Genomic DNA, 20,641 nt, shown 5'->3' with positions numbered 1-20,641 from the left:
TGCTGTTAAAGTTTAAAGTGATATATTCAAAGCTCGCGTTTTTACCACAACTCAATCGTCAAAACGTATCGCCCGATAAGCAACGCCCACCACCACCAGCTCTTCTATCCCGCCGGGGATGTGCAGCATAACCACATCATCGGCGCGCGTCTTTAGCAGTGCTCGAGCGAGCGGTGATACCCAGCTAATCAATCCGCGCCCGGCATCCGCTTCATCCACGCCGACTATGCTGTAGATGTGCTCTGCGCCATCCTGCCGGCACACTGTGACTGTCGCCCCAAAGAATACTTGATCACACGATTCTCGCTGCACCGGATCCACCACTGCGGCGTTTTCCAGACGCTTGGAAAGAAAGCGGATGCGCCGATCGATTTCACGCAGGCGCTTCTTGCCATAAATATAATCCCCATTTTCCGAGCGATCGCCGTTGGAAGCGGCCCAAGTAATAGTTTGCACCAATACCGGACGTTCCACTTTCCATAGCTGATCAAGCTCATCTTTCATACGCTGGTAACCAATGGGGGTGATGTAGTTTTTGACTCCGGGCGGGAGGGGAGATACCGGCTGACCCTCTTCTTCGTCAGGACTTTCGTCCGTTTCCTTGGTAAAAGCTTTGCTCATGATCGCTCGCCCCTTTTGGATAGTCTCCACAATTTTAAAGACCAATCTAATTAAATGCCGTCATCTGTCATAAAAACGAGATTAGAAACTCAAGGTTTATAAGAACTCCTAATAAGATTCAAAGCCAACTGCTAGCGAGTTCCAACGCAGTGAACGCGAACGCCAATGCTCGCCAATGCTTTGCGTGAAATCGGGGTGAACCAATTTGGCGCGGGCGATTAGCCAGTCTTTGTCTTCATGTCTGAGATAGATTCCCTCGCACTCGCCCTTTCGATAGGCGCTTGGAGTCGTGGCAATCATTTGCTTGAGCGTACTCAGTCGGTAACGTCCCATTCCTATCTGATGAACGGAGCGCAAGCTAAGCTGGGACGCCAACGCATTACGCCGTGCTGTACTCCAGAAACGACGAGCATTGCGGTCATACACATCGAACACCAAGAAATAATCCGGCAAACCGGGATATTCCAGACTATGCACAGCGGCCACCCATTCACCGAACAACATCAGAGATTCGCCCAGCGCTTCGAATAGGGCTTCTTCGTGAATAGCCAGCCACTCATTCAGGCGTACAAATTGGCCAGTGAATGGTTGGGGTAAATATTGCCCCCGGTTTTGCGCCCTGACTTCGCCATCGCTTCCCACCGAAAATCCCAGATTGGCACCGTCGACTTTTTCTTCGAGAATTACGCCGTGCGCCAAGAATGCTTCGGCCTCGAATGCGGCCAGCACCTTGTCATCACGCGGCGTACCGTCACCGAGCCAGGCAATATGGGGGGTGTGGGGGAATCTGAAAAAATCTGTCATTTTCTGCTTTTCTCAGCAAATTTGGCTCGCGACCAATCTTCAATAATGGGTTCTAAAATTAGTTCTGCATCCTTCAGCGCAGTCTCCCATCCGTGCCAATCGGTATCTCCGGCAAATGCAATTGCACTTTCACCGTACTTTGCCTGAGCATCAAGTGCAGCGGCCACCATTTTTCGGTCTGCTCGGTCATGAACAATAGTTTGCAGAGGTTCATTCAAAACCCCGTCACCGTTGCTATCGTAAGCAACGCTCACTAGATCAAATGCGCACGTGTTCCACTTGTGCATCACGACTTGCATGCCATAGTCATTAAATCCAAGTTTATTTTTGTACTCCAATTCAATCCCGCCCTCGCCGTCAAGAATCAGATGGCTTTCAGATAGTTGAAAATCGTAAAGCCACTGCCAGACTTTCATCCTTAAGCCGGGCTCACTTGGAGTCGCGTCACGCGCAATGGGAGAAGAGGCGTCTACTGCGCTCGCCGCAATCAACACATTGGTGTCAACCACGTAACGTGCTCTCATGTTTTGCAATCCCGCATTTGTCGCTCGAACATCAGTCGAGCTTGCTTGCTGGTTTCGCCCATCGCGTCACCAAAAAACATGGGCGGCCATTCAGTCACACGCCCATAATCATCAAGTACCAATGGCTTCAGTTTAGCATCGGCGCCCTCGCGTCCGACAAAGTACAGACGGCAATCATTTGTTGTAATGGTTTCTTCGGCTACCAAAGTTTGCATACGTCTAAAGAGATGCTCTGAATGGGTTTCAACGATGAACTGAGTTTTCCTTGCGCGACTGACCTCGACAAATAATTCCGCTAGCACCGATTGCGCGAGAGGATGAAGATGAATCTCAGGTTCTTCCAGCAGCACGGTTGAACCTGCAGGCGCAAAAAATGCCAGAGTTAGAACCGGCAATACTTGAGAAATACCGATCCCCACATCACGCAAGTTAGCTACCACTCCATCTTTGTGAACTACAACTTCATAACGTGTTGAATGCCCCAATTGCTTTACTTCAATCCGTTCTGCAAGGCCCATGCGAGCTAGCCAGCCGGACACTTCCTGAATAATTTTGACGGTATCATCTCCATTCGATCGCAGCAAAGCGCTTGCAAAAATAGCATTGATCACACCTACTCCATCAATTCCCAACTCTCCAGGCTTGGTTTTATTCCAGACGTAATCGCGCTCCGGTTTTCTGCGTAGCGGCCCCAGGTAGGCAATACTTCCCAACTCTCGGCGAATAGCAAGGCTGATATCCTCCGCCATCGGCCCGTCATTCGAAAGTAACTGAATCGCCTCTGACGGCAATGCTATTGAACGTTCAGGTGCATATGCTTTGCTCTTACCTCTCGGTTGCGCCTCGTCTCCAACCATTATTGAGTACGCGCCTTTTTCGCGACGAATTGCTCGATAGCAGGATGACCCACTACGCAAACTCAATTCCTCTATTACGGCACTACCCGACGATGTTTTGCTGTAAGTAGCTAAGAATTCGCCTGATGCTATACGGTTTTTTTCAGCTGATGATTCCACATCCGGGCGCTGAAAATGAAAACCGATTTTAAACTGCCGAGGTGATGCATTACGATTTAACACATCGTCAAAGTGACCGAAATTGAAGTAGTCATTGGCTTCATCACCGCCCAGATTAAGGTGAATACTGCGATCTGGAGAAGCGGCAGTTTGCTTAAGCAACAACAATGCTTGAAGCAGAGATGATTTCCCTGATGAATTAGTGCCGAGCAACATCGTTACCGGAGCCAAAGGAATTTCAATTCTATCTTTTTGCAATTGTCCGGCTTCGTCCACATTCTCGACATCCCGCCAAGCCTTGAAATTTTTCAATGAGAGTTTTGTAAACATAGCAACTCCTTAATTTTCGATTTTCGTGGCAATTTTACTACCACGCCTGAGTTGTTTGTGGATTGATCGCTACGTTACGCGCGGATGCGTTCCAACAACTCACTGGCCGGTTCGTCTTTGAGGTCTTGCGGCACCAGTTTGCCGCGAAAAGCTTTGGCGAGCGTGACCGGGGTGAGTTTTTGAGTAAACAGGTATTGGGATCTTCTGCGAAATACTTTTCCGCCAACATGCCCAAGCGCGATAGTTGTTTATCGTGCTGCTCCAAGTGAGCAAAGTTTGTCTGGGGCAGTTTGGCCATTACGCTGATTGATTCTTTGAGCCGTTAAAGCTAACGCACAAGCGTGAATATTACGATATACCGAAAAGCCTGATTGATTTAAATCTTGCTTATCTCATCAAGTTCAAGATGCACCTTTGTCTGAGCACTCACGATCAATTCTAGGCACAGGTTTGTCTAAAGGGACGGTTTCAACCAGAAGTCTTCGATATTGACCTTCCCGAAACAGCACGGTAACCCAAAATTGCGAGTCTAGTGCAGCCATTAGTATCAGGTAACAAGAGTTATTATCGTTTCAGCTTTAATAGTGTCATCGTTCGGGAGATGTAAAGATGAAGGCTGAATGTCTAAAGTTGAGTAAAATGAGGAAGTTCAGGGAATTAAAATTGGAACAGATGTATCTCAGTTTGGACTACGACGAAAATTTTCCTGGTAATCATCAATAAGTTTTTTAACAAGCAAATGGGGATTATCCCTTTCATTTGGAGATAACCATGCAAGAACTACAAGAAGCCTGGATCGCATTTAAACTCGGCGGGATGATTATCGTGCCATTGTCTTTACTGGGGGTAATCGCTTTAGCCATTATGCTGGAGAAGGCATTCCTCTATTGGCGTTTTGCACGTCTTTCATATGACTTACTGAATCTTGTTGAAACTTATGGTTTCGCATGGGAAGACCTGGAAAAGATACTTTCCGGGCTGAACGAGCGTCATTACTACAAGCGGTTCTTTGAGGTGGTGATCGCCAACCGGCATCGACCTTCATGGTGGACTGAATCTCGTGCAGCTGATGAAGCTCTGGTGATTGAAACATCCCTCGCACGTCGGTTATGGGTGTTAGAAACAATCGTTACCGCGGCGCCTTTGCTCGGGCTGATGGGAACCATTATTGGAATGATGCATGCCTTCCAAATAATCGGCGGCAGCGGCATCGTCAATCCTACGGGGGTGACAGGAGGCGTGGCGCAGGCACTTATTGCAACTGCCGTTGGCTTATTAATCGCACTCATTGCTTTATTTGGATTTAATTATTTTTCTCGTCTGCAATCCCAAACAATGGATGAAATGGAGCGCCTTGGTACACGCCTGATTGATCACATCCGTTTGGATCAGCAGGAATAGCGCCCATGAAACTGCGTAAATCCAGAACGTATCGCAAGGGACGCATCGAGATCATTCCGATGATTGATGTGATGTTTTTCTTGCTGGTGACATTCATGCTGTCTTCATTGTCGATGCAGAATCTTGATTCCCTGCAGGTGAATCTACCTCAAGGAGAAGCCGAAAAGCTCCGTGCTGATGCACCGGTAACGTTGACGCTGACGGGTGACAGCAAAATCTTTATCAATCGTATTCCTGTAACACTGGAAACCCTGGCCACCACGCTCAAGCCACTGTTACAAGCTTCACAACAAAGCGTGGTCGTATCCGCGGACAACGAAGCACCGCAAGGCATAGTAGTGCAGGCGATGTTGCAGGCTCGATCCGCCGGTGCCGAACATTTTTTGATTGCGGTAAAACATAAATGACGTGGTAAGCATGTCCGAATCAAGATCGAAGGAGATTCGATTCTGGTGGCCAATACCACTGGCGGCCCTCATTTGGCTGGTCATCATTTGGGAATTTGGCTATTTCCTGAAATCTCCCAAGGAAGAAATTGTTTCTTCGCCGCCCATTGATGCACGCTTTGTAGAATTGCCCGACACAGAACCAGAACAAGAATCCTCACCTCCAAAATCGAATTCTCAGATTGAACCTCCTAAACCTGAGCCGAAACCCGAACCCGAACCCGAGCCGAAACATGAACCGCCACCTTCGCCTCAACCTCGGCCTATCGAAACAGAAATACCGATTAAGCCTTTACCGGAAAAAGCAGTCACAGAAACTGAAGTTCCAGTAGCTATCCGTCCAGCTCCAAATTCAGCGCCTCCCACCGATTTGGCAAGCTATATTAATGCCGCCAGAGCACGCCGTCAGGCAGCTGAGATGGCTGATGAACGAGAAAATACAGAAACCCTATCTAACCCACGCCAGCTTTCAGCTGACGAAAAAAGGATGGCTAACATCAGGCGCAACCTCCAGCCAGAAGGTATAAGCGGTGTGTTCCAAATTATCAGCATGGGGGTCAGGACCGCTCGATTTTCATTTCGAGGCTGGACAACAGACTATAACAATTCTCGACGTGAGGTTATCGAAGTCGATGCCGGGTTAAGTGGGGATGTGAAACGCGCAATTATTCGCAGGATGATCGAGCTGATTCGCAAACATTTCAAAGGGGATTTTAATTGGGAATCGCATCGCCTCAACCGCGTTATCGTTCTGTCAGCACGCATGGAAGATAATGAGGGGCTTGAAGATTTTTTGATGGTTGAGTTTTTTGGCTCGAGTTCAGGATTTTAAAGAAACCAGCTATTACGTTAAGGCCTCTTCGATACTAATCAATCTTCATCCAGCATCTTAAAGCGCTGTGCAAGGTAGTCAATCAAGGCACGCACTAAAGGTAGCAGGCCGCGGCGTGACGGGAACACCACGTGAATGATCTCGTGTCGAGGCGCCCAATCCTGTAGCAGTCGGATCAACTTGCCTTGGGCCAGTTGATCACAAACCATCATCGTCGGTAGCTGTACAACACCGACGCCGGCCAGTGCTGCATTCCGTAACGCGATCATGTCGCTAGTGACGAAACGTGGGGTGTGATGAAGGGCAATTTGTACCCCGTCCGGCCCGAACAAATTCCAGATATGGCTTTGCTGCCAAACGCCTAGTCCAAGGCTGGGCCAGTCTGTTAAATCGGCAGGTACCAGCGGTAAGCCATGGCCCTTAATGAGTATTGGGCTGGCGACCAGGCACTGGCTGCGATTTGCCAGCACACGCATCACCAGGTCGCTATCCTGAATCGGTGGCGGGCGAACCCGAATAGCGATGTCAATAGCCTCTGCTACAGGATCGACACGTCGATTGGTGGCTTCCAGGTGCACGGTAACAAGCGGATTGCTGGCCATGAAATCCGACAGTATCGCCCCGACATTAGCGTGCAGCAACGCCACCGGGCAGGTCATGCGCACGATGCCGCGTGGTTCTCCGCGTGTCACTTCGATCGCTTCCTGCGCCGCCTCGGCTTCCACCAGCATCGCTTTGCAGTGTTCGTAATAGGTCTGCCCGACTTCGGTGACAGAAAAATGCCGGGTTGTGCGCTGAATCAACCGTACCCCAAGCCGTTCCTCCAGCATCGCAATCCGGCGACTCAATTTGGACTTGGGCATGCAGAGCGCACGTCCTGCCGGAGCAAAGCCGCTGTGATCAACAACTTGGACGTAGTAGTAAAGGTCGTTCAAATCTTACATGGCAGCCTTATCGTTCACCAAATAGAACACTCATGGCGAATTTTACTGTCTACACAGGACATTGTTCTTAGTTTACCCTTCTGACAGCAACTAATTTGTCACTGTCACAAGGAGATGGCCATGAAAAGTATCCTCGGCGTTTACAACGCGCCCAGCCCGCATTGGGTCGGAGACGGTTTTCCCGTTCGTTCGATGTTTTCTTACCAGAGTCATGGGAAGCAGCTAAGTCCATTTCTGCTACTGGATTACGCCGGCCCGACCGAGTTCAGTTCTGTAGACCGTCCGCGCGGAATAGGTTCGCACCCACATCGTGGCTTCGAAACCGTCACCATTGTTTACGAGGGCGAGGTTGCGCACCGCGACTCTACAGGTCAAGGTGGTGTGATCGGTCCCGGAGATGTGCAATGGATGACGGCTGGTGCCGGCATTCTGCACGAAGAATTTCATTCCGAGGCGTTCACTCGTTCCGGCGGCATGTTGGAAATGGTGCAATTGTGGGTGAACCTACCGGTCAAGGATAAAATGACCGCGCCGGGTTACCAAGCTATCCTCAATCGCGACATTCCGGCTATCGCTCTGCCTGACGGCGCTGGCACGGTGCGGGTGATTGCAGGTGACTACAAGGGGCATGCCGGCCCAGCGCATACCTTCACGCCCATGAACGTGTGGGATTTGCGTCTGAATCAGGGCGGTGTCTGTGAGTTGTCCGTGCCGGATGGCTGGAACTCGGCGCTCATCGTTTTGCGAGGCACGGTATTGGTCAACGACAGCGCCATCGCACGCGAGGCGCAGCTGGTGCTACTGGATCGCGCAGGAAGCACCGTGTCTATCGAAGCAAACAATGGCGCGGTGGCGTTGCTGCTTAGCGGCGAGCCGATTGACGAACCGATCGTCGGGCAGGGGCCGTTCGTGATGAATAGTCAAGAGGAGATTGTCCAGGCTATCACAGACTTCAACAGCGGGCGCTTCGCGCAGATTCCTCACAATTAACCCGGCACGAATGATTCATGAAGCCGCGTGGCGGTTTTTGGATCGCCGAAATAACGGTGCACGCGTTCGGATTTTTGCTCAAGCATGCTCATGCGGTTAGTCGCAGCAGCTCTGAATTTTGCCTTGGTGCGTACGGGCACCTTTGAAGTGATGGCGTGCTTGAGATCCGTATTCAGTCTTTCTTTGACTGGCGCAGCAGTCCGTTCGTATTTTCGTTCAAACCGCGTTGCCACGGGCTGTGCGGCTCGCATCTGGCAGCCCATGCGCTTCTAGATTTAACCAACGAACGTGGCACGTGAGCCTAACGTTTGCCGGGCAACATGCCCTTCATACCGCGCATCATTTTACCTAGGCCGCCCTTGCTGAACATCTTCATCATCTTTTGCGTTTGTTCGAACTGGCTTAATAACTGGTTGACGTGCATTACCTGAACTCCCGCTCCGGCGGCGATGCGGCGCTTACGTGAAGCTTTAATGAGTTCTGGATGGGAACGTTCTTGCATTGTCATTGAATTAATGATGCCTTCAGTGCGATTGACAGAGCGGTCGTCCATCTTGGCGCCTGCGGCAGCTTGACCAAGTTGTGCGGGTAGTTTATCCATCAGGGCGGACATGCCACCCATTTTGCGCATTTGAACAATTTGCATCTTGAAATCGTTGAGATCAAATCCGTGACCGCTCTTTATTTTCTTGGCCAGTTTTTCAGCTTCGGCATGATCAATCTCACGGTGAGCATCTTCAATCAGCGACAATACATCACCCATGCCCAGCACGCGCGAAGCCATGCGTTCTGGGTGGAAAGCTTCCAGGCCATTGAGCTTTTCGCTTACGCCAACGAATTTGATCGGTTTGCCGGTGATGTGCCGTACTGACAAAGCCGCACCGCCCCGCGCATCACCGTCCAGTTTGGTGAGGATAATACCGCTTAGCGGCAATGCCTCGCCAAATGCCTTTGCGGTATTCACGGCGTCCTGGCCGGTCATGGCGTCCACAACGAACAGGGTTTCAATTGGATTAAGGGCAGCGTGCAATTGCTGAATTTCTTCCATCATTGCGGCATTGATTGCAAGACGACCCGCAGTATCCACAATTAGCACATCGTGGTGATGTTTACGCGCGTAATCAAGCGCCGCCAGTGCTATATCGCGCGGCTTCTGGCTGATGTCAGAGGCGAAAAAATCGATGTCCAGTTGCTGTGCCAAGGTACGCAATTGCTCGATAGCGGCAGGACGGTACACATCGCAACTAACCAGCAGCACTTTTTTCTTTATCTGCTCGCGCAGCAATTTGGCAAGTTTTCCACTCGTGGTCGTCTTGCCTGCGCCCTGTAAACCTGCCATCAGAATCACGGCCGGCGGCACAGTGGTGAGATTTAACGCATCGTTGTGTTCACCCATCAGCTTGGTCAGCTCGCGATGTACGATACCAATCAATGCTTGTCCCGGCGTCAGACTACTCAACACTTCTTGTCCCAGCGCAGCCTGCTTCACCTGGGCAGTGAATTCTTTAACCACGGGCAACGCCACGTCCGCTTCCAGTAGGGCTAAGCGTACTTCACGCAAGGCATCCTGAATGTTGCTTTCAGATAAGCGTGCTTGTCCCCGCAGGGTTTTTATAACGCCCGAAAGGCGTTGTGTAAGGTTGTCTAGCATGATTTCACTCCTGTTTTCCGCAGCATTGGCTATAGTGTAGAATCCGTGAAGTCTAAAACATCCTGGCTAAAAATGTCGAATCTTCCGCTTTATGTAATCACCTTTCTTGCGTACAGCGTGTTAGCGGTTCATTTTTGGCGTGCGCAATCTACTGGGAATATAGATGTCTTAAACCGTGGAATGATTGGCCATACCGTATTGCTGCCGCTAGCGCTCCATGCATACCTGCTGTATAGCAATATATTCAGTGGGGGTGATCTGAACTTAGGGTTAATTAATGCGCTATCGTTGATCTTGTGGCTGACCATGCTGGTGTATTGGGTAGCACGTTTTTTTTACCCGATTGCCAGCCTGCAAACTTTAGTGTTGCCTCTGGCAGCAGGAGGTGCGTTACTGCCGGTGCTGTTTCCTGCGACCCATCCGCTAACGAACAATCTTTCATTTATCCTGGAAGCGCATATTCTGGCAGCAATGCTTGCCTACAGTCTGTTCACCATTGCGGTGCTGCATGCGGGCCTGATGTCCCTAGTGGAAAAACGCCTGCACCAGGCTACGCTACCGCGTGTGCTGCAAGGCTTACCACCATTGCTCACCATGGAAACCTTATTATTCCGCATTATCGGCGCAGGCTTTGTGCTGCTCACCCTGACATTGGCGTCAGGTATTATTTTTTCCGATCAGTTATTTGGCACGCCGTGGCAATTCAATCACAAAATGTTGTTCGGCTTCATTTCATGGTGTGTGTTCGCAGTGTTATTGCTGGGTCACCATTATCAAGGCTGGCGCGGACGTACAGCGGTACGGTGGACAATGAGCGGTTTCATTTTTTTGCTGCTCGCCTATCTAGGTACTAAATTCGTGTTGGAAGTATTACTGCATCGTTAGTGTTATAGTATTTTCCAATTCAGAAATGAGTCTGAACGAAGGGTTTTGAATCTGAGAAAAGAACTATGTTCTGGTTCGGTCTAACTCATAGATGCTTCTTCGCTTTGCCTTGCTGACTTTATTTTTCATGCCTGTTTTTTCATCGCCGCAGAGATGTTTTTAAAACAGTTTTTTTCTTGCGTTGTTCAGTGCCAAGGCGGCATCATTGTCGCTCATCTTTGCTGCCTGCGCATCCAGTTGTTTGAAAGTGACATCCTCTTTGAGATACTCGCTGGCCCCGGGTATTGATTTGAGTTTCTCATAAGGTGTCATCATGTCTTTGTAGCGGTATTTCTTGCGTTCTTTTCCCTTGGCATCTGTAATTGTCTCCTGAAAAAAGGTTCGTGGTTGTGACGTAGGGGTTGAGGAATACGGCACAAAAGACGTTGACCAAACTGGCGCAGCATTGTGGGATATGCGCATAACCCAGATGTTTGCGTACCACGGCGGCGTTCTTTGACTCCGCCAAGGCGTTATCGTTGCCGTGACTTGGTGAACTCGCCCCGGAGCTTCTCCAACAGCTTTGCGACCTGATAATTGATGTACTCTGAACCGTTATCCGAATGGAACCCCAGGATGACAAACGGAAATCCATCCAGCAACTGCCGGATGACCGGCAGCAAATACGCCTCGCTGATCTTCTCGCAGGTGGTGACGAATTGCATCTGCGTCACACAGCCCACCGCGTTGATGTGGTACACGCCTTTTACGCCGTCCAGATCGCCTTGATGCACGCTGTCTATGCGGATGTAGCCCGGCACTCCGTTTGGCTGCGGGGCACGGCGTTTGCCGATGGGAATACCGGTGGGGTGCGTCTTGCTCCAGTACCGCCGTTTGTTCTGGTACGGCTTGCTCCCGCGCAGGTTGTAAAGGTGGGAAACCGAGATGCCCGCCAGCCGTTCAAAGTGCGCATCACCAAAAACCAAAAGAGCGCGTTCCATGAGCTTCTTGGTTACAGGCCCGGACAGCGTGCCATGCAGCACATCTATCTTGGCCAGCAAGAGCACGTCTGCTACGGTATAGCGATAGGTGAAACCCTGCTTGGGCGCGCAGGGCTGTTTCGATAGCTTCCCATCCTTGCGGTATTGCCGTACCAATCTGGTTACTTGCTGGCGTGATAGCCCGGTCATGCGCTCGATATAGCGCAGTAGTACGCCCTTATCTACCCGCCCGTGCGGGGCGTAGCCAAACCGCTTGAGGACGCGCCCGATAAACTGGTTACGCTCCACTTTTGGAACCCGAAATTCCACCTCCGATGTCCCGTCCAAAAATGCCTTGATCTGCACCAAGGTCTGTAGCTTTGCTTCTTCCATGTTGATCACCATGCTTCGCATAATGACCGACCCAGCAAATCAATTTCAGACTCATTTCATGTTGGAAATACGTCAACCCTTCAGACTCATTTCATATTGGAAGAGGCTGTGACTTGCCATACCTCTGTAAAGTGTCGTAAAATCTACGCCCTTTGGCATTTGCTAACGATTAAAGTATAAATTATGGTTATTATTCGATTTGCACGTGGCGGTTCCAAGAACCGCCCGTTTTTTAATGTGGTTGTGGCCGATTCACGCAATCGCCGTGATGGTCGATTCATCGAGCGCGTTGGTTTTTATAACCCGGTTGCTCAGGAAGGTCCTGAAGGCATGCGCCTTCAACTGGATCGTGTGGCTTTCTGGCAAGAAAAAGGCGCGCAACTGAGCGATGCCGTTGCCAAGCTGGTCAAGCGCGCTGGTGCCGCAGCAAAAGCATAACCAATCAGACCCCATGATAGTTATGGGGCGCGTGGCAGGTGCGCAGGGAATTCTCGGCTGGGTTAAGATTAAAACTTACACCGAGTCCGTGGATAGTCTTGCTGATTATCCCATTTGGTGGCTGGGAGACGAGAAACGTCCTTGGTGTGAGATAACTGTGGAAACTTTTGCTGTACACAGCAAAGGCTTGGTCGCCAAATTCCAAGGTAGTGACGATAGAACTACCGCCGAAAAATATAAAGGCTTGCTGGTGGCAGTGCCGCGCAGCAGTCTGCCTCAACAGCTTGAGGATGAATATTATTGGTCCGATTTAATCGGGCTAACGGTGGTTAATCTCGATGGCGCATGTCTGGGAGTGGTGGACAACCTTATGGATACCGGTGCTAATCAGGTGTTGTGTGTGCTGGAAAGCTTATCCAAAAGAAATCGAGGGGAATTACTAATCCCGTTTATCGCCAGCGTAATCCAGCAAGTGGACTTGACGGAAAAAGTGATACGTGTCGATTGGTCAGCTGATTGGGCAGCAAAACGCTGAGCAGCGGCGATGCGCTTTGATGTTATTACGCTATTCCCGGAAATGTTCGACGCGATTACCCAATATGGGGTAACCCGGCGTGCAGCGGAGCAGGGCAAGTTTGTGCTCCACACATGGAATCCGCGTGAATTCACCAGAGACAAGCATCGTTCCGTGGATGACAGACCTTATGGTGGCGGCCCTGGAATGTTGATGTTGGCAGAGCCACTAGCGCAGGCAATTGCAACAGCGAAACAAAGCCAAGCGCAAACTGGTGTGGTCAAAAGTTGTGTAATCCACCTGTCACCACAAGGACGACAACTAACCCACGCAGTGGTGAAGGAGCTTTTGGAGCGGAATGATGGATTGATTCTGCTGGCAAGTCGTTACGAGGGTGTAGATGAACGTCTGATACGACAGCAGGTGGATGAAGAACTTTCCATCGGTGACTATGTGTTATCCGGTGGCGAGTTGGCAGCAATGGTGTTGATAGACAGTTTGGTACGGCACTTGCCCGGTGTGTTGGGCGATGCCGAATCAGCACAACAGGATTCGTTTGTAGCGGGTTTGCTGGATTGTCCGCATTATACGCGGCCAGAAATTTTTGAAGGCGAAGGCATCCCGGAGATTTTACTTTCTGGACACCACGCCGAGATAGAAAAGTGGCGGTTGAAGCAGGCGCTAGGACGGACCTGGCAACGCCGCCCAGATTTGCTGGCACAACGCCAGTTAACAAAACAGGAAGCTCGGCTACTGGCAGAGTACCAGCAGGAACAAGCATCCGTACAACAAGAGGAAATAAAATGAATCTTATCGCAATACTTGAACAAGAAGAAATTGCCCGTCTGGGCAAAGTAATCCCGAGCTTCGCCCCTGGCGACACTGTTATCGTCAATGTGAATGTGGTCGAAGGTGAACGCAAACGCGTGCAGGCTTATGAAGGCGTAGTGATTGCGAAGCGTAATCGTGGCTTGAATTCATCTTTCATCGTGCGGAAAATTTCCGCTAGTGAAGGCGTGGAGCGTACCTTTCAAACGTATTCGACAGCCATCGCCAGTATCGAAGTAAAACGTCGCGGTGATGTGCGTCGTGCCAAGCTGTACTACTTGCGTGACCGTTCCGGAAAGTCCGCACGTATCAAGGAAAAACTCCCTAATCGTAAAGCGGTTTAAGTTTGCAGTTAGCTCATTCTTATTTTTATTTAAAATGAGAATGAGCAAATTGATTACCTCCGGCAAAACCGGAAGTTTACTGCCAGGATACTTCCAAAGCTCTGGTAACCCATAAGTCCCCTAAGGCTGGAGGGCTGCCTTGTCCTCTTTTTTGTAACGCCAATTCCCGAAATATCTCTTATGAATGCTTGCGTAATGTACTAAATAAATTTACTTGCGTCCGTCATTTGGGGATATAACTCTTATTGTTTCCAAGTCTCATATTGTCTGGGTCAGACCTTTAAAATTAGCCAAATATTCGTGCCAAATATTTGTGTAAGAAAGGTAAGTAATGAATTATCAGGCAAAGCTACCTACACCATTTGGTATGCTGGGTATCTGCTGTGAGGCGGATACGCTAACTGGTATCAACTTTCTGGAGTCAGATGCCACGCTACAATTGCCTAGCCAAGCGTTTGCTCGAGAGGTGTGCAGACAATTGCAGGCCTATTTTATTGATCCAAATTTTCATTTTAATCTTTCTCTCAAGCTAAACGGCACTGCCCACCAAACAAAAGTGTGGCGGGCAATATCTGCTATTCCACCCGGGAAAACACGTAATTATGGCGATCTCGCCACGTTGCTAGCTTCTAGCCCGCGTGCTGTTGGTCAAGCGTGCGGGTCAAATCCCATTCCCATTGTCATCCCCTGTCATCGCGTGGTAAGTAAATCTGGTATCGGCGGTTTCATACATCAGCGCGGGGGAAATGCGCTGGATATCAAACGCTGGTTGCTGGCATATGAAAAACAATCGAACTAGGGAAGGAGCCTGTAGGACTTAGCTCGTAATAAATTGATTACATTGAGATACATGGTATACATAGTATTTAGTGAAATTCATTTATACATAAAAATTCAGTTCCGACAATCTTTAGAGTTTGTTATTCATGAGCAAACGGGCGCAACTACAGTTAACATTCCGTATGCGGTGAACAATCACATAGATTTCTCGTTGCATTCAAAAATGACAAAGATGTATGAACAACACTGACATCCTGGATGAATTCTGCGATTGCTTATGGCTGGAAGATGGCTTGTCGCGAAATACACTGGAAAGCTACAGACGCGATCTATGCAAATTTATTTTCTGGATGGAAAAACAACATCACTCCTCCTTGCTAGAGGCCACACACGCTGACGTTCAAGGCTTTCTCGCTTATTTGGTCGTCAAACAAAAAGCTAAAGCCACCAGTACCAGCCGTGCCATATCAAGCCTCAAACGCCTGTTCCGTTACCTGTTACGTCAGAGCAAAATAGACACTGATCCCACCCTGCAAATTGCCACCCCCAAGCTGCCACGTAACCTGCCAAAAACACTCACCGAGCAGGATGTGGATATGCTGCTGCAAGCGCCTGATACGGATGCACCTCTGGGCATGCGTGATCGCACTATGCTGGAAGTGCTATATGCCAGCGGCCTGCGCGTGTCTGAGTTGATCAGCTTGAGCATTGCACAAATCAGCCTCGACATGGGCGTAGTGCGCGTGATGGGTAAGGGTAATAAAGAACGTCTGGTACCGTTGGGAGAGGAAGCGCTGGACTGGGTGCGCCGCTATCTGATTGATGCCCGTCCCGTCTTGCTGGGCGATAAATTAAATGCAGCGATGTTCGTAACTCAGCGTGGTACAGCGATGACGCGGCAGATGTTCTGGTATCTCATCAAACGCCATGCAAAGCGCGGCGGCCTACACAAACCACTGTCACCGCATACCTTGCGACATGCCTTCGCCACCCATTTGCTTAACCACGGAGCTGATCTGCGCGTAGTGCAACTGCTGCTTGGTCATGCCGATATTTCTACCACACAGATTTACACGCATGTTGCACGCGAACGGTTGAAACAACTGCACGCACAACATCATCCGAGGGGGTGATGGATGTAATACATCAAATCTAATCAGTCAAATCAGGAGTGATATTTCTACCGGCCAATGGTTCAGATGAACTAAATCTTAGTTAACTATTTTTCAGCTTTATAAAAAATATAAAATCAATCGCTTATCGGATGTCTATTCTTGATTTTGATGTTGCTATGGACTATAACCACCCCTTCAGTACCCCGAGCAATTTCAATCGCTTTTTCCTCTTCTGATAAAAGGTGAGCAGTACCGCTCAACCAAACAACGCCATTGTTATCTGTATCAACTTTAATACTCTTGAATTTGCCTAAATGTCTATCAGCGTTCAGTCGGGCTTTTATTTTACTTGTTATATCCGACTCCTTGACTATTGTCGTGGGGTCTGGCTGATCCATTTTTGGATCGGCAGTGAAACCTATACGGGGTATAACCAATATACCGACCATAAAACAAATTGTCGCAATTTTGATTTTCATGACTGTACCTCACCTCCAAAAATTAATAATTATTAAAGTAAAACTTCGTTGCCTACTTTTCAGTTCGCTAACGCTCATGGAACATGAAAAAATACCGAAGCCAAAATACTTTTCAGGTTCCGTGCAAAATTCTTGCACCTTGTTTTTTGTAAAAAATTCGTATCCTATGATGCCATGTTTTCAAGAACATTAACCACCAACTATGGAGGCATAAGTATGAGTAGCCCAATCTCAAGAAGTTTCCAAAATATTTTTCTGATTCTCGTCGCAATATGCGGCAGCGTTTGTTTACCTGCACTAGCGTTTTCACAAAGCAATATCGGTATTGAGTTCAAAGACAAAGATCAAATCGTCAAGATTTTGACTTTAAGCGATCTTGCTAGCGAAGTTACAGCAGTTTCGTTAACAGTTTTCGAGATTCACGAGAAAAAAGACCAAATCTATAAGGCTTATCCTGCCCGAGTGCTTTTTGACAAGACATTTGGTAAAGAGTGGCTGAAAGCAGAGGAGATCGTGTTCATTTCCATGGACGGATACCAAGCGAGTATTCCGGTAACAAAGTTTACCTCTCATGATGCCTATTTTGCCTTTGCTCACGACGACAACTCGCCCTTTACGATGACCAACATACTACAGAATAATGAGGTAGTACAACTCGGGCCGCTCTACTTAATCTGGGACAATATGAAATCAAAAGTGCTGCTTGAAGATGGCGCATCTGACATGCCTTACCAGGTGAAGAGTATCGAACTCACAACATTTGCGACTCGCTTTCCGAACCTTTCCCCGCCAGCCAAGGCATCCGCAGAAGTGCGGCGTGGTTTCTTGCACTTTCGTAAATATTGCATGGCATGCCATATGATTAATGGTGAAGGTGGCGGCAAGGCACCTGAACTCAATTATCCGACGAGCGTGGTCGAGTACATCAAGCCTGAATACCTGACACGCTGGATCGAGAATCCATCGAGTATCCGACATAACTCCTTGATGCCGGGACTGGCACAAGAAATCCCCAATCGAGCGAAAATCACAAAAGAAATCATCGCCTATCTCAAGGCAATGAGCGCAACGAAACGTAGCCCAAAACATCAAGACATCCGCTGAGCGTCAGCCTGCTGCTATAGAATGAACAAAGAAATTTGGATAGAACGCATTTTCTCTCAGCAAACTTGTTGCAGAGCATGACAGAATTTTTTTAAAGTTATACTGAAAATGCTCAGCTGCAAACACAGCTGATGAGAATTATTGATTCTTCGAGTTAAAAATTGACTGGTTTTACGATGAAAACTGAACAAGCTATCACTATCACGCTTTGCTGCGTGGACTGCATCAATCATGATCTTGCCATCGAGGCATTGAAAAAATCTAAAGAAAGAGGCGTCTTTGACCGCGTACTTTTCCTGACGGATCGAGATTTTACCCTTCCAGGTATTGAAACAGTAGAAATACCACCGATCCGCTCACGGCAAGAATATTCGATGTTCGTGCTACATGAATTGCATCATTATATTGAGAGTGATTTCGTTCTTCTTGTCCAGTGGGATGGCTACATCATTAACCCCAACGCATGGACGAATGAATTTCTAAACTTTGACTATATCGGTGCGGTGTGGGGTCATCACAAAGATGGATTCAGAGTGGGTAACGGTGGTTTTTCATTGCGGTCGCGTAAATTGTTACTGGCAACGCGGGAAATCCCGCTCAATGAAGAATTGGCCGAAGATGAGCTAATTGGCCGAAAATATCGCCCCCTGCTGGAGGAGCAATACCAAGTGCGGTTTGCGCCAGAATCCGAGGCAGAAAAATTTTCTTTTGAAACCACTTATCCCGCCTGCCAGCCATTCGGTTTTCACGGGTTATTCAACATGTGGATGGCCCTTGCTCCAAATGAAGTGGAAGAGTTTATCCATAGCCTGCCGTCCAATGTTACAAATTCCATCCAGTTTTTCCGGCTTGGAATGAATTACCGGGATTTGCGACAATTTCGTTTCGCTGGGGCAGTCTTTCAACGCATCCTTGAGAACAATCCTGAGCATTCAGAGGCCCGTAGTCAATTAGCGGCAATGGCAAGTCCCCCAGCTTCAAAATCGATAAGCCGAAACGAAACATGTTCGTGCGGTAGCGGTGAGCGTTACAAGAACTGCTGCGGAAAAATTGCCGTGACCTCTATACCACGTGGCGCAACCCGCGAAGAGGACATTCAATGGATGTTATCCGTTGCATTAAAGCACCATCAGTTGGGCCACATCGTTCATGCCAACACAATTTATGGCTTGATTTTATACGAACAACCGCAAAATGCCGTTGCATTGCAATATTCTGGGGTAATTGCCTATCAATCAGGCACCCACGAAACAGCCTTGAAACTGATTGAGCAAGCCATCCAGATTCAGCCTTTAATTCCAGATTTTCATAATAATCTAGGATTGGTGTATCAAGCCATCAGGGATCATCAACGGGCTGTCGAATGTTATCACCAAGCAATTGCACTGAACGCCAACTATGTCGAAGCATATAACAACCTGGGATTGATTCTTGAGGCAACAGGACGTCCTGCTGAAGCAGTTACGTATTACGAAAGAGCAATTGCCTTACGGCCTGATTTTGCTCAGGCACACTGGAATCTTTCACTGGCCTTACTCGTAATGGGTAATTTTTCGCGTGGATGGGATGAATATGAGTGGCGTCTGAAGGCGCCAGAACTGGCTGGTGAAGGAAAACGCTTTACCAGCCCGTTATGGAATGGCGAAGACCTTCACGGCAAAACAATACTTTTGCATGCGGAACAAGGTTTTGGCGATGCGATACAGTTCATTCGATATGCGCCACTGCTGGCTTTGCTTGGGGGGTACATCTTATTTGAATGCAAACCTGCGCTGAAACGTCTGTTTAAAGAAGTAAACGGAATACATGAAATCATCTTGCGAGGCGAGCCGCTACCCCAACACGATTTCCATTGCCCATTACTGAGTTTGCCATCCAGGCTCAGCAAAGCTGGGGTGAAAGCACCAGCAGCGGTCCCTTATCTTTTCCCTGATGAAGGCTTGGTTGAAGATTGGCGGAAACGCATACCGGATACCGGATCAGCATTAAAAGTCGGATTGATGTGGGCTGGAAGTCCCGGGAACAAGAACAATCTGAATCGCTCCATCTCCCTCAGCCAACTTGATTTACTGGGTACCGTAGAAAATGTGGTATTTTTTAACCTGCAAAAAGGCGCTGGAGAGGCCCAAGCTAAACAACCGCTGGCACATCTCCATTTCATCGGCTTGACGGAAGACATCGGGGATTTTGCCAGTACCGCGGCATTAATTGCCAATCTTGATCTTGTAATTTGTGTCGATACATCGGTTGCTCATCTTGCGGGGGCTATTGGCAAACCGGCATGGGTGCTATTGCCTTTTGCGGCAGACTGGCGCTGGCTGCTGGAGAGAGAAGATAGCCCGTGGTACCCGTCCCTTCGCTTGTTCCGACAACGCAAAATTGGCGACTGGGCAGAGGTCGTGGCGAGAGTGCGAGAGGCTTTGTGTACGATGGTAACGTAATCGTTAATAAGAATTTCTTTACATTTCTGGATTTAAATTAAATAGTCACAATTTACTTTCTGCCACTAACGCCGGATTCAACTGCGGATCATTGTACATTTTGAATTGGCGATAAACTTTGAAGTATGCCCGGCCCGCCTGCGTATCAGCTAGCAACTCGTCCAGGCAAGCACCTAAGTCGCTGCGCTGTTCTTTCAGTCGCTCCAATTTTCTATGGCACATGAAACGGTGAGCTTCATCAACTTCAATGCGCTCGGTCTGCTGGCGCATGGCGCATATTTTCAGTGCTAGAATCGACATTCTGTCCACCATACTACCAGCGGTCTCGCTATTCAAACGCGCATCTTTTGCTACGTTGACAATCGGTAAATCAGTTTGTACAGAGACAGCATCCACGAGCTTAAGGGCGATTAATAACTGTTCATCAATACATTCGATGGCATCGTTACGGGCCTGATTGTAGCGATCAATAGCGCGCTTATTAATAGCGATATCAATGTCACTGACCTTAATACGGCGAGCCAAATCTTCCTGCGCCCAAAGCAGACAGTTGTTGCAATGATTGTTAATGATCCACTTCCATAACTCAGTCCCATCGGTATTGTCTATGATCGAAGATGCAGACCAGGATGGGTTAGCCAAGTGAGTGTCGTGAAAAGTGGTCACAAAGTGGCTGGTAATCAGGGGCATATTTAGTATATTTGCTTTTTGCAGACTGTTATTTTAGCGGATTTAGCTATGTACTTGTCATCGCGAGTGCTTGGCAACCAAAACTATAATGTTATTACGGGAAACTTTGTTG

At 48.6% G+C, this 20,641-nt stretch carries 23 protein-coding genes and 1 pseudogene; 13 read left to right on the top strand and 11 right to left on the bottom strand.

Annotation, left to right across the window (positions count from 1 at the left end):
* Positions 1 to 51: 51 nt before the first annotated feature.
* From greB to W01_RS07720, 4 genes are all read right to left on the bottom strand, one after another.
* Entirely contained in the window at positions 52 to 621 is a 570-nt protein-coding gene (gene greB, locus W01_RS07735; protein ID WP_173053558.1) for a transcription elongation factor GreB, read from the bottom strand.
* Between the two features lie 108 nt (positions 622 to 729).
* The gene (locus W01_RS07730) at positions 730 to 1,425 is read right to left on the bottom strand and encodes an RNA ligase family protein (protein ID WP_173053556.1); all 696 of its coding nucleotides are present in this window, start codon (positions 1,423 to 1,425) and stop codon (positions 730 to 732) included.
* Positions 1,422 to 1,934, bottom strand: a complete 513-nt coding sequence (locus W01_RS07725; protein ID WP_242006909.1) for a hypothetical protein — start codon at positions 1,932 to 1,934, stop codon at positions 1,422 to 1,424. Before W01_RS07725 ends, W01_RS07730 begins: the two co-directional genes overlap by 4 nt.
* An 11-nt stretch (positions 1,935 to 1,945) precedes the next feature.
* A complete protein-coding gene (locus W01_RS07720) occupies positions 1,946 to 3,295 on the bottom strand; it encodes an AAA family ATPase (protein ID WP_173053552.1) in 1,350 nt (449 codons plus the stop codon).
* 771 nt (positions 3,296 to 4,066) lie between these two features.
* Here W01_RS07720 and W01_RS07715 point away from each other — a divergent pair.
* The 3 genes from W01_RS07715 to W01_RS07705 are packed head-to-tail and all read left to right on the top strand — an operon-like array spanning position 4,067 to position 5,974.
* Complete coding sequence (locus W01_RS07715) at positions 4,067 to 4,696, top strand: MotA/TolQ/ExbB proton channel family protein (protein ID WP_173053550.1); 630 nt, start codon at positions 4,067 to 4,069, stop codon at positions 4,694 to 4,696.
* A 5-nt stretch (positions 4,697 to 4,701) separates the two neighbouring features.
* Complete coding sequence (locus tag W01_RS07710; RefSeq protein ID WP_173053548.1) at positions 4,702 to 5,103, top strand: ExbD/TolR family protein; 402 nt, start codon at positions 4,702 to 4,704, stop codon at positions 5,101 to 5,103.
* 10 nt (positions 5,104 to 5,113) lie between these two features.
* Positions 5,114 to 5,974, top strand: coding sequence for a hypothetical protein (locus tag W01_RS07705; protein ID WP_173053546.1), 861 nt, complete (start codon positions 5,114 to 5,116; stop codon positions 5,972 to 5,974).
* Positions 5,975 to 6,012: 38 nt separating this feature from the next.
* Here the strand turns inward: W01_RS07705 and W01_RS07700 are convergent, their stop codons facing one another.
* The gene (locus W01_RS07700; RefSeq protein WP_242006908.1) at positions 6,013 to 6,909 is read right to left on the bottom strand and encodes a LysR family transcriptional regulator; all 897 of its coding nucleotides are present in this window, start codon (positions 6,907 to 6,909) and stop codon (positions 6,013 to 6,015) included.
* Between the two features lie 129 nt (positions 6,910 to 7,038).
* On the opposite strand from W01_RS07700, the gene W01_RS07695 reads away from it, so the two are divergent.
* Positions 7,039 to 7,908, top strand: a complete 870-nt coding sequence (locus W01_RS07695) for a pirin family protein (RefSeq protein ID WP_173053544.1) — start codon at positions 7,039 to 7,041, stop codon at positions 7,906 to 7,908.
* Here W01_RS07695 and W01_RS07690 read toward each other — a convergent pair.
* Both W01_RS07690 and ffh read right to left on the bottom strand, forming a co-directional pair.
* A pseudogene (locus W01_RS07690) lies at positions 7,905 to 8,093 on the bottom strand (hypothetical protein); the annotation flags it as partial. The gene W01_RS07695 and the pseudogene W01_RS07690 overlap by 4 nt on opposite strands.
* 116 nt (positions 8,094 to 8,209) lie before the next feature.
* Positions 8,210 to 9,559, bottom strand: a complete 1,350-nt coding sequence (ffh, locus tag W01_RS07685; protein ID WP_173053542.1) for a signal recognition particle protein — start codon at positions 9,557 to 9,559, stop codon at positions 8,210 to 8,212.
* Positions 9,560 to 9,604: 45 nt separating this feature from the next.
* On the opposite strand from ffh, the gene W01_RS07680 reads away from it, so the two are divergent.
* A complete protein-coding gene (locus tag W01_RS07680) occupies positions 9,605 to 10,444 on the top strand; it encodes a cytochrome C assembly family protein (protein WP_320416760.1) in 840 nt (279 codons plus the stop codon).
* Between the two features lie 159 nt (positions 10,445 to 10,603).
* On the opposite strand, the gene W01_RS13925 is transcribed toward W01_RS07680, so the two are convergent.
* A complete protein-coding gene (locus tag W01_RS13925) occupies positions 10,604 to 10,906 on the bottom strand; it encodes a hypothetical protein (RefSeq protein WP_198421265.1) in 303 nt (100 codons plus the stop codon).
* 50 nt (positions 10,907 to 10,956) lie between these two features.
* A complete protein-coding gene (locus tag W01_RS07675) occupies positions 10,957 to 11,796 on the bottom strand; it encodes a hypothetical protein (RefSeq protein ID WP_198421264.1) in 840 nt (279 codons plus the stop codon).
* 183 nt (positions 11,797 to 11,979) lie between these two features.
* On the opposite strand from W01_RS07675, the gene rpsP reads away from it, so the two are divergent.
* The 6 genes from rpsP to xerD all read left to right on the top strand — a co-directional run bounded on the left by rpsP (position 11,980) and on the right by xerD (position 15,833).
* Positions 11,980 to 12,234, top strand: a complete 255-nt coding sequence (gene rpsP, locus W01_RS07670; RefSeq protein ID WP_173053540.1) for a 30S ribosomal protein S16 — start codon at positions 11,980 to 11,982, stop codon at positions 12,232 to 12,234.
* A 13-nt stretch (positions 12,235 to 12,247) separates the two neighbouring features.
* On the top strand, positions 12,248 to 12,769 hold the full coding sequence (rimM, locus tag W01_RS07665) for a ribosome maturation factor RimM (protein ID WP_242006907.1): 522 nt from the start codon (positions 12,248 to 12,250) through the stop codon (positions 12,767 to 12,769).
* Positions 12,770 to 12,778: 9 nt separating this feature from the next.
* Positions 12,779 to 13,555, top strand: a complete 777-nt coding sequence (trmD, locus tag W01_RS07660; protein ID WP_173053536.1) for a tRNA (guanosine(37)-N1)-methyltransferase TrmD — start codon at positions 12,779 to 12,781, stop codon at positions 13,553 to 13,555.
* Positions 13,552 to 13,920 carry a 50S ribosomal protein L19 gene (gene rplS / locus W01_RS07655; protein WP_173053534.1) on the top strand — a complete coding sequence of 123 codons (369 nt, stop codon included), beginning with the start codon at positions 13,552 to 13,554 and terminating at the stop codon, positions 13,918 to 13,920. Before trmD ends, rplS begins: the two co-directional genes overlap by 4 nt.
* A 331-nt stretch (positions 13,921 to 14,251) precedes the next feature.
* On the top strand, positions 14,252 to 14,719 hold the full coding sequence (locus W01_RS07650; RefSeq protein WP_173053531.1) for a methylated-DNA--[protein]-cysteine S-methyltransferase: 468 nt from the start codon (positions 14,252 to 14,254) through the stop codon (positions 14,717 to 14,719).
* A 217-nt stretch (positions 14,720 to 14,936) separates the two neighbouring features.
* Positions 14,937 to 15,833, top strand: coding sequence for a site-specific tyrosine recombinase XerD (gene xerD / locus W01_RS07645; protein WP_173053529.1), 897 nt, complete (start codon positions 14,937 to 14,939; stop codon positions 15,831 to 15,833).
* A gap of 116 nt (positions 15,834 to 15,949) precedes the next feature.
* Here the strand turns inward: xerD and W01_RS07640 are convergent, their stop codons facing one another.
* Entirely contained in the window at positions 15,950 to 16,294 is a 345-nt protein-coding gene (locus W01_RS07640; protein WP_173053527.1) for a BON domain-containing protein, read from the bottom strand.
* A gap of 216 nt (positions 16,295 to 16,510) precedes the next feature.
* Between W01_RS07640 and W01_RS07635 the strand changes: the two genes are divergently transcribed.
* The gene (locus W01_RS07635; RefSeq protein ID WP_173053525.1) at positions 16,511 to 17,398 is read left to right on the top strand and encodes a cytochrome c; all 888 of its coding nucleotides are present in this window, start codon (positions 16,511 to 16,513) and stop codon (positions 17,396 to 17,398) included.
* Between the two features lie 176 nt (positions 17,399 to 17,574).
* Entirely contained in the window at positions 17,575 to 19,839 is a 2,265-nt protein-coding gene (locus W01_RS07630; protein WP_173053523.1) for a DUF5672 family protein, read from the top strand.
* Positions 19,840 to 19,884: 45 nt separating this feature from the next.
* Here the strand turns inward: W01_RS07630 and W01_RS07625 are convergent, their stop codons facing one another.
* A complete protein-coding gene (locus W01_RS07625; protein ID WP_173053521.1) occupies positions 19,885 to 20,529 on the bottom strand; it encodes a DUF4254 domain-containing protein in 645 nt (214 codons plus the stop codon).
* Positions 20,530 to 20,641: the final 112 nt, after the last annotated feature.

Origin of the sequence: Candidatus Nitrotoga sp. AM1P (assembly GCF_013168275.1) — a bacterium.
Classification (GTDB): Bacteria; Pseudomonadota; Gammaproteobacteria; order Burkholderiales; family Gallionellaceae; genus Nitrotoga.
Note: the sequence above shows the minus strand (reverse complement) of the source record. Positions and strands in the feature narration are given on the sequence as shown.

What these genes read in the sequence shown, in the direction of transcription:
- greB (WP_173053558.1), bottom strand. Translation starts at nt 621, where the DNA reads ATGAGCAAAGCTTTTACCAAGGAAACGGACGAAAGTCCTGACGAAGAA.
- W01_RS07730 (WP_173053556.1), bottom strand. Translation starts at nt 1,425, where the DNA reads ATGACAGATTTTTTCAGATTCCCCCACACCCCCCATATTGCCTGGCTC.
- W01_RS07720 (WP_173053552.1), bottom strand. Translation starts at nt 3,295, where the DNA reads ATGTTTACAAAACTCTCATTGAAAAATTTCAAGGCTTGGCGGGATGTC.
- W01_RS07715 (WP_173053550.1), top strand. Translation starts at nt 4,067, where the DNA reads ATGCAAGAACTACAAGAAGCCTGGATCGCATTTAAACTCGGCGGGATG.
- W01_RS07710 (WP_173053548.1), top strand. Translation starts at nt 4,702, where the DNA reads ATGAAACTGCGTAAATCCAGAACGTATCGCAAGGGACGCATCGAGATC.
- W01_RS07705 (WP_173053546.1), top strand. Translation starts at nt 5,114, where the DNA reads ATGTCCGAATCAAGATCGAAGGAGATTCGATTCTGGTGGCCAATACCA.
- W01_RS07695 (WP_173053544.1), top strand. Translation starts at nt 7,039, where the DNA reads ATGAAAAGTATCCTCGGCGTTTACAACGCGCCCAGCCCGCATTGGGTC.
- ffh (WP_173053542.1), bottom strand. Translation starts at nt 9,559, where the DNA reads ATGCTAGACAACCTTACACAACGCCTTTCGGGCGTTATAAAAACCCTG.
- W01_RS13925 (WP_198421265.1), bottom strand. Translation starts at nt 10,906, where the DNA reads ATGCGCATATCCCACAATGCTGCGCCAGTTTGGTCAACGTCTTTTGTG.
- W01_RS07675 (WP_198421264.1), bottom strand. Translation starts at nt 11,796, where the DNA reads ATGGAAGAAGCAAAGCTACAGACCTTGGTGCAGATCAAGGCATTTTTG.
- rpsP (WP_173053540.1), top strand. Translation starts at nt 11,980, where the DNA reads ATGGTTATTATTCGATTTGCACGTGGCGGTTCCAAGAACCGCCCGTTT.
- rimM (WP_242006907.1), top strand. Translation starts at nt 12,248, where the DNA reads ATGATAGTTATGGGGCGCGTGGCAGGTGCGCAGGGAATTCTCGGCTGG.
- trmD (WP_173053536.1), top strand. Translation starts at nt 12,779, where the DNA reads ATGCGCTTTGATGTTATTACGCTATTCCCGGAAATGTTCGACGCGATT.
- rplS (WP_173053534.1), top strand. Translation starts at nt 13,552, where the DNA reads ATGAATCTTATCGCAATACTTGAACAAGAAGAAATTGCCCGTCTGGGC.
- W01_RS07650 (WP_173053531.1), top strand. Translation starts at nt 14,252, where the DNA reads ATGAATTATCAGGCAAAGCTACCTACACCATTTGGTATGCTGGGTATC.
- xerD (WP_173053529.1), top strand. Translation starts at nt 14,937, where the DNA reads ATGAACAACACTGACATCCTGGATGAATTCTGCGATTGCTTATGGCTG.
- W01_RS07640 (WP_173053527.1), bottom strand. Translation starts at nt 16,294, where the DNA reads ATGAAAATCAAAATTGCGACAATTTGTTTTATGGTCGGTATATTGGTT.
- W01_RS07635 (WP_173053525.1), top strand. Translation starts at nt 16,511, where the DNA reads ATGAGTAGCCCAATCTCAAGAAGTTTCCAAAATATTTTTCTGATTCTC.
- W01_RS07630 (WP_173053523.1), top strand. Translation starts at nt 17,575, where the DNA reads ATGAAAACTGAACAAGCTATCACTATCACGCTTTGCTGCGTGGACTGC.
- W01_RS07625 (WP_173053521.1), bottom strand. Translation starts at nt 20,529, where the DNA reads ATGCCCCTGATTACCAGCCACTTTGTGACCACTTTTCACGACACTCAC.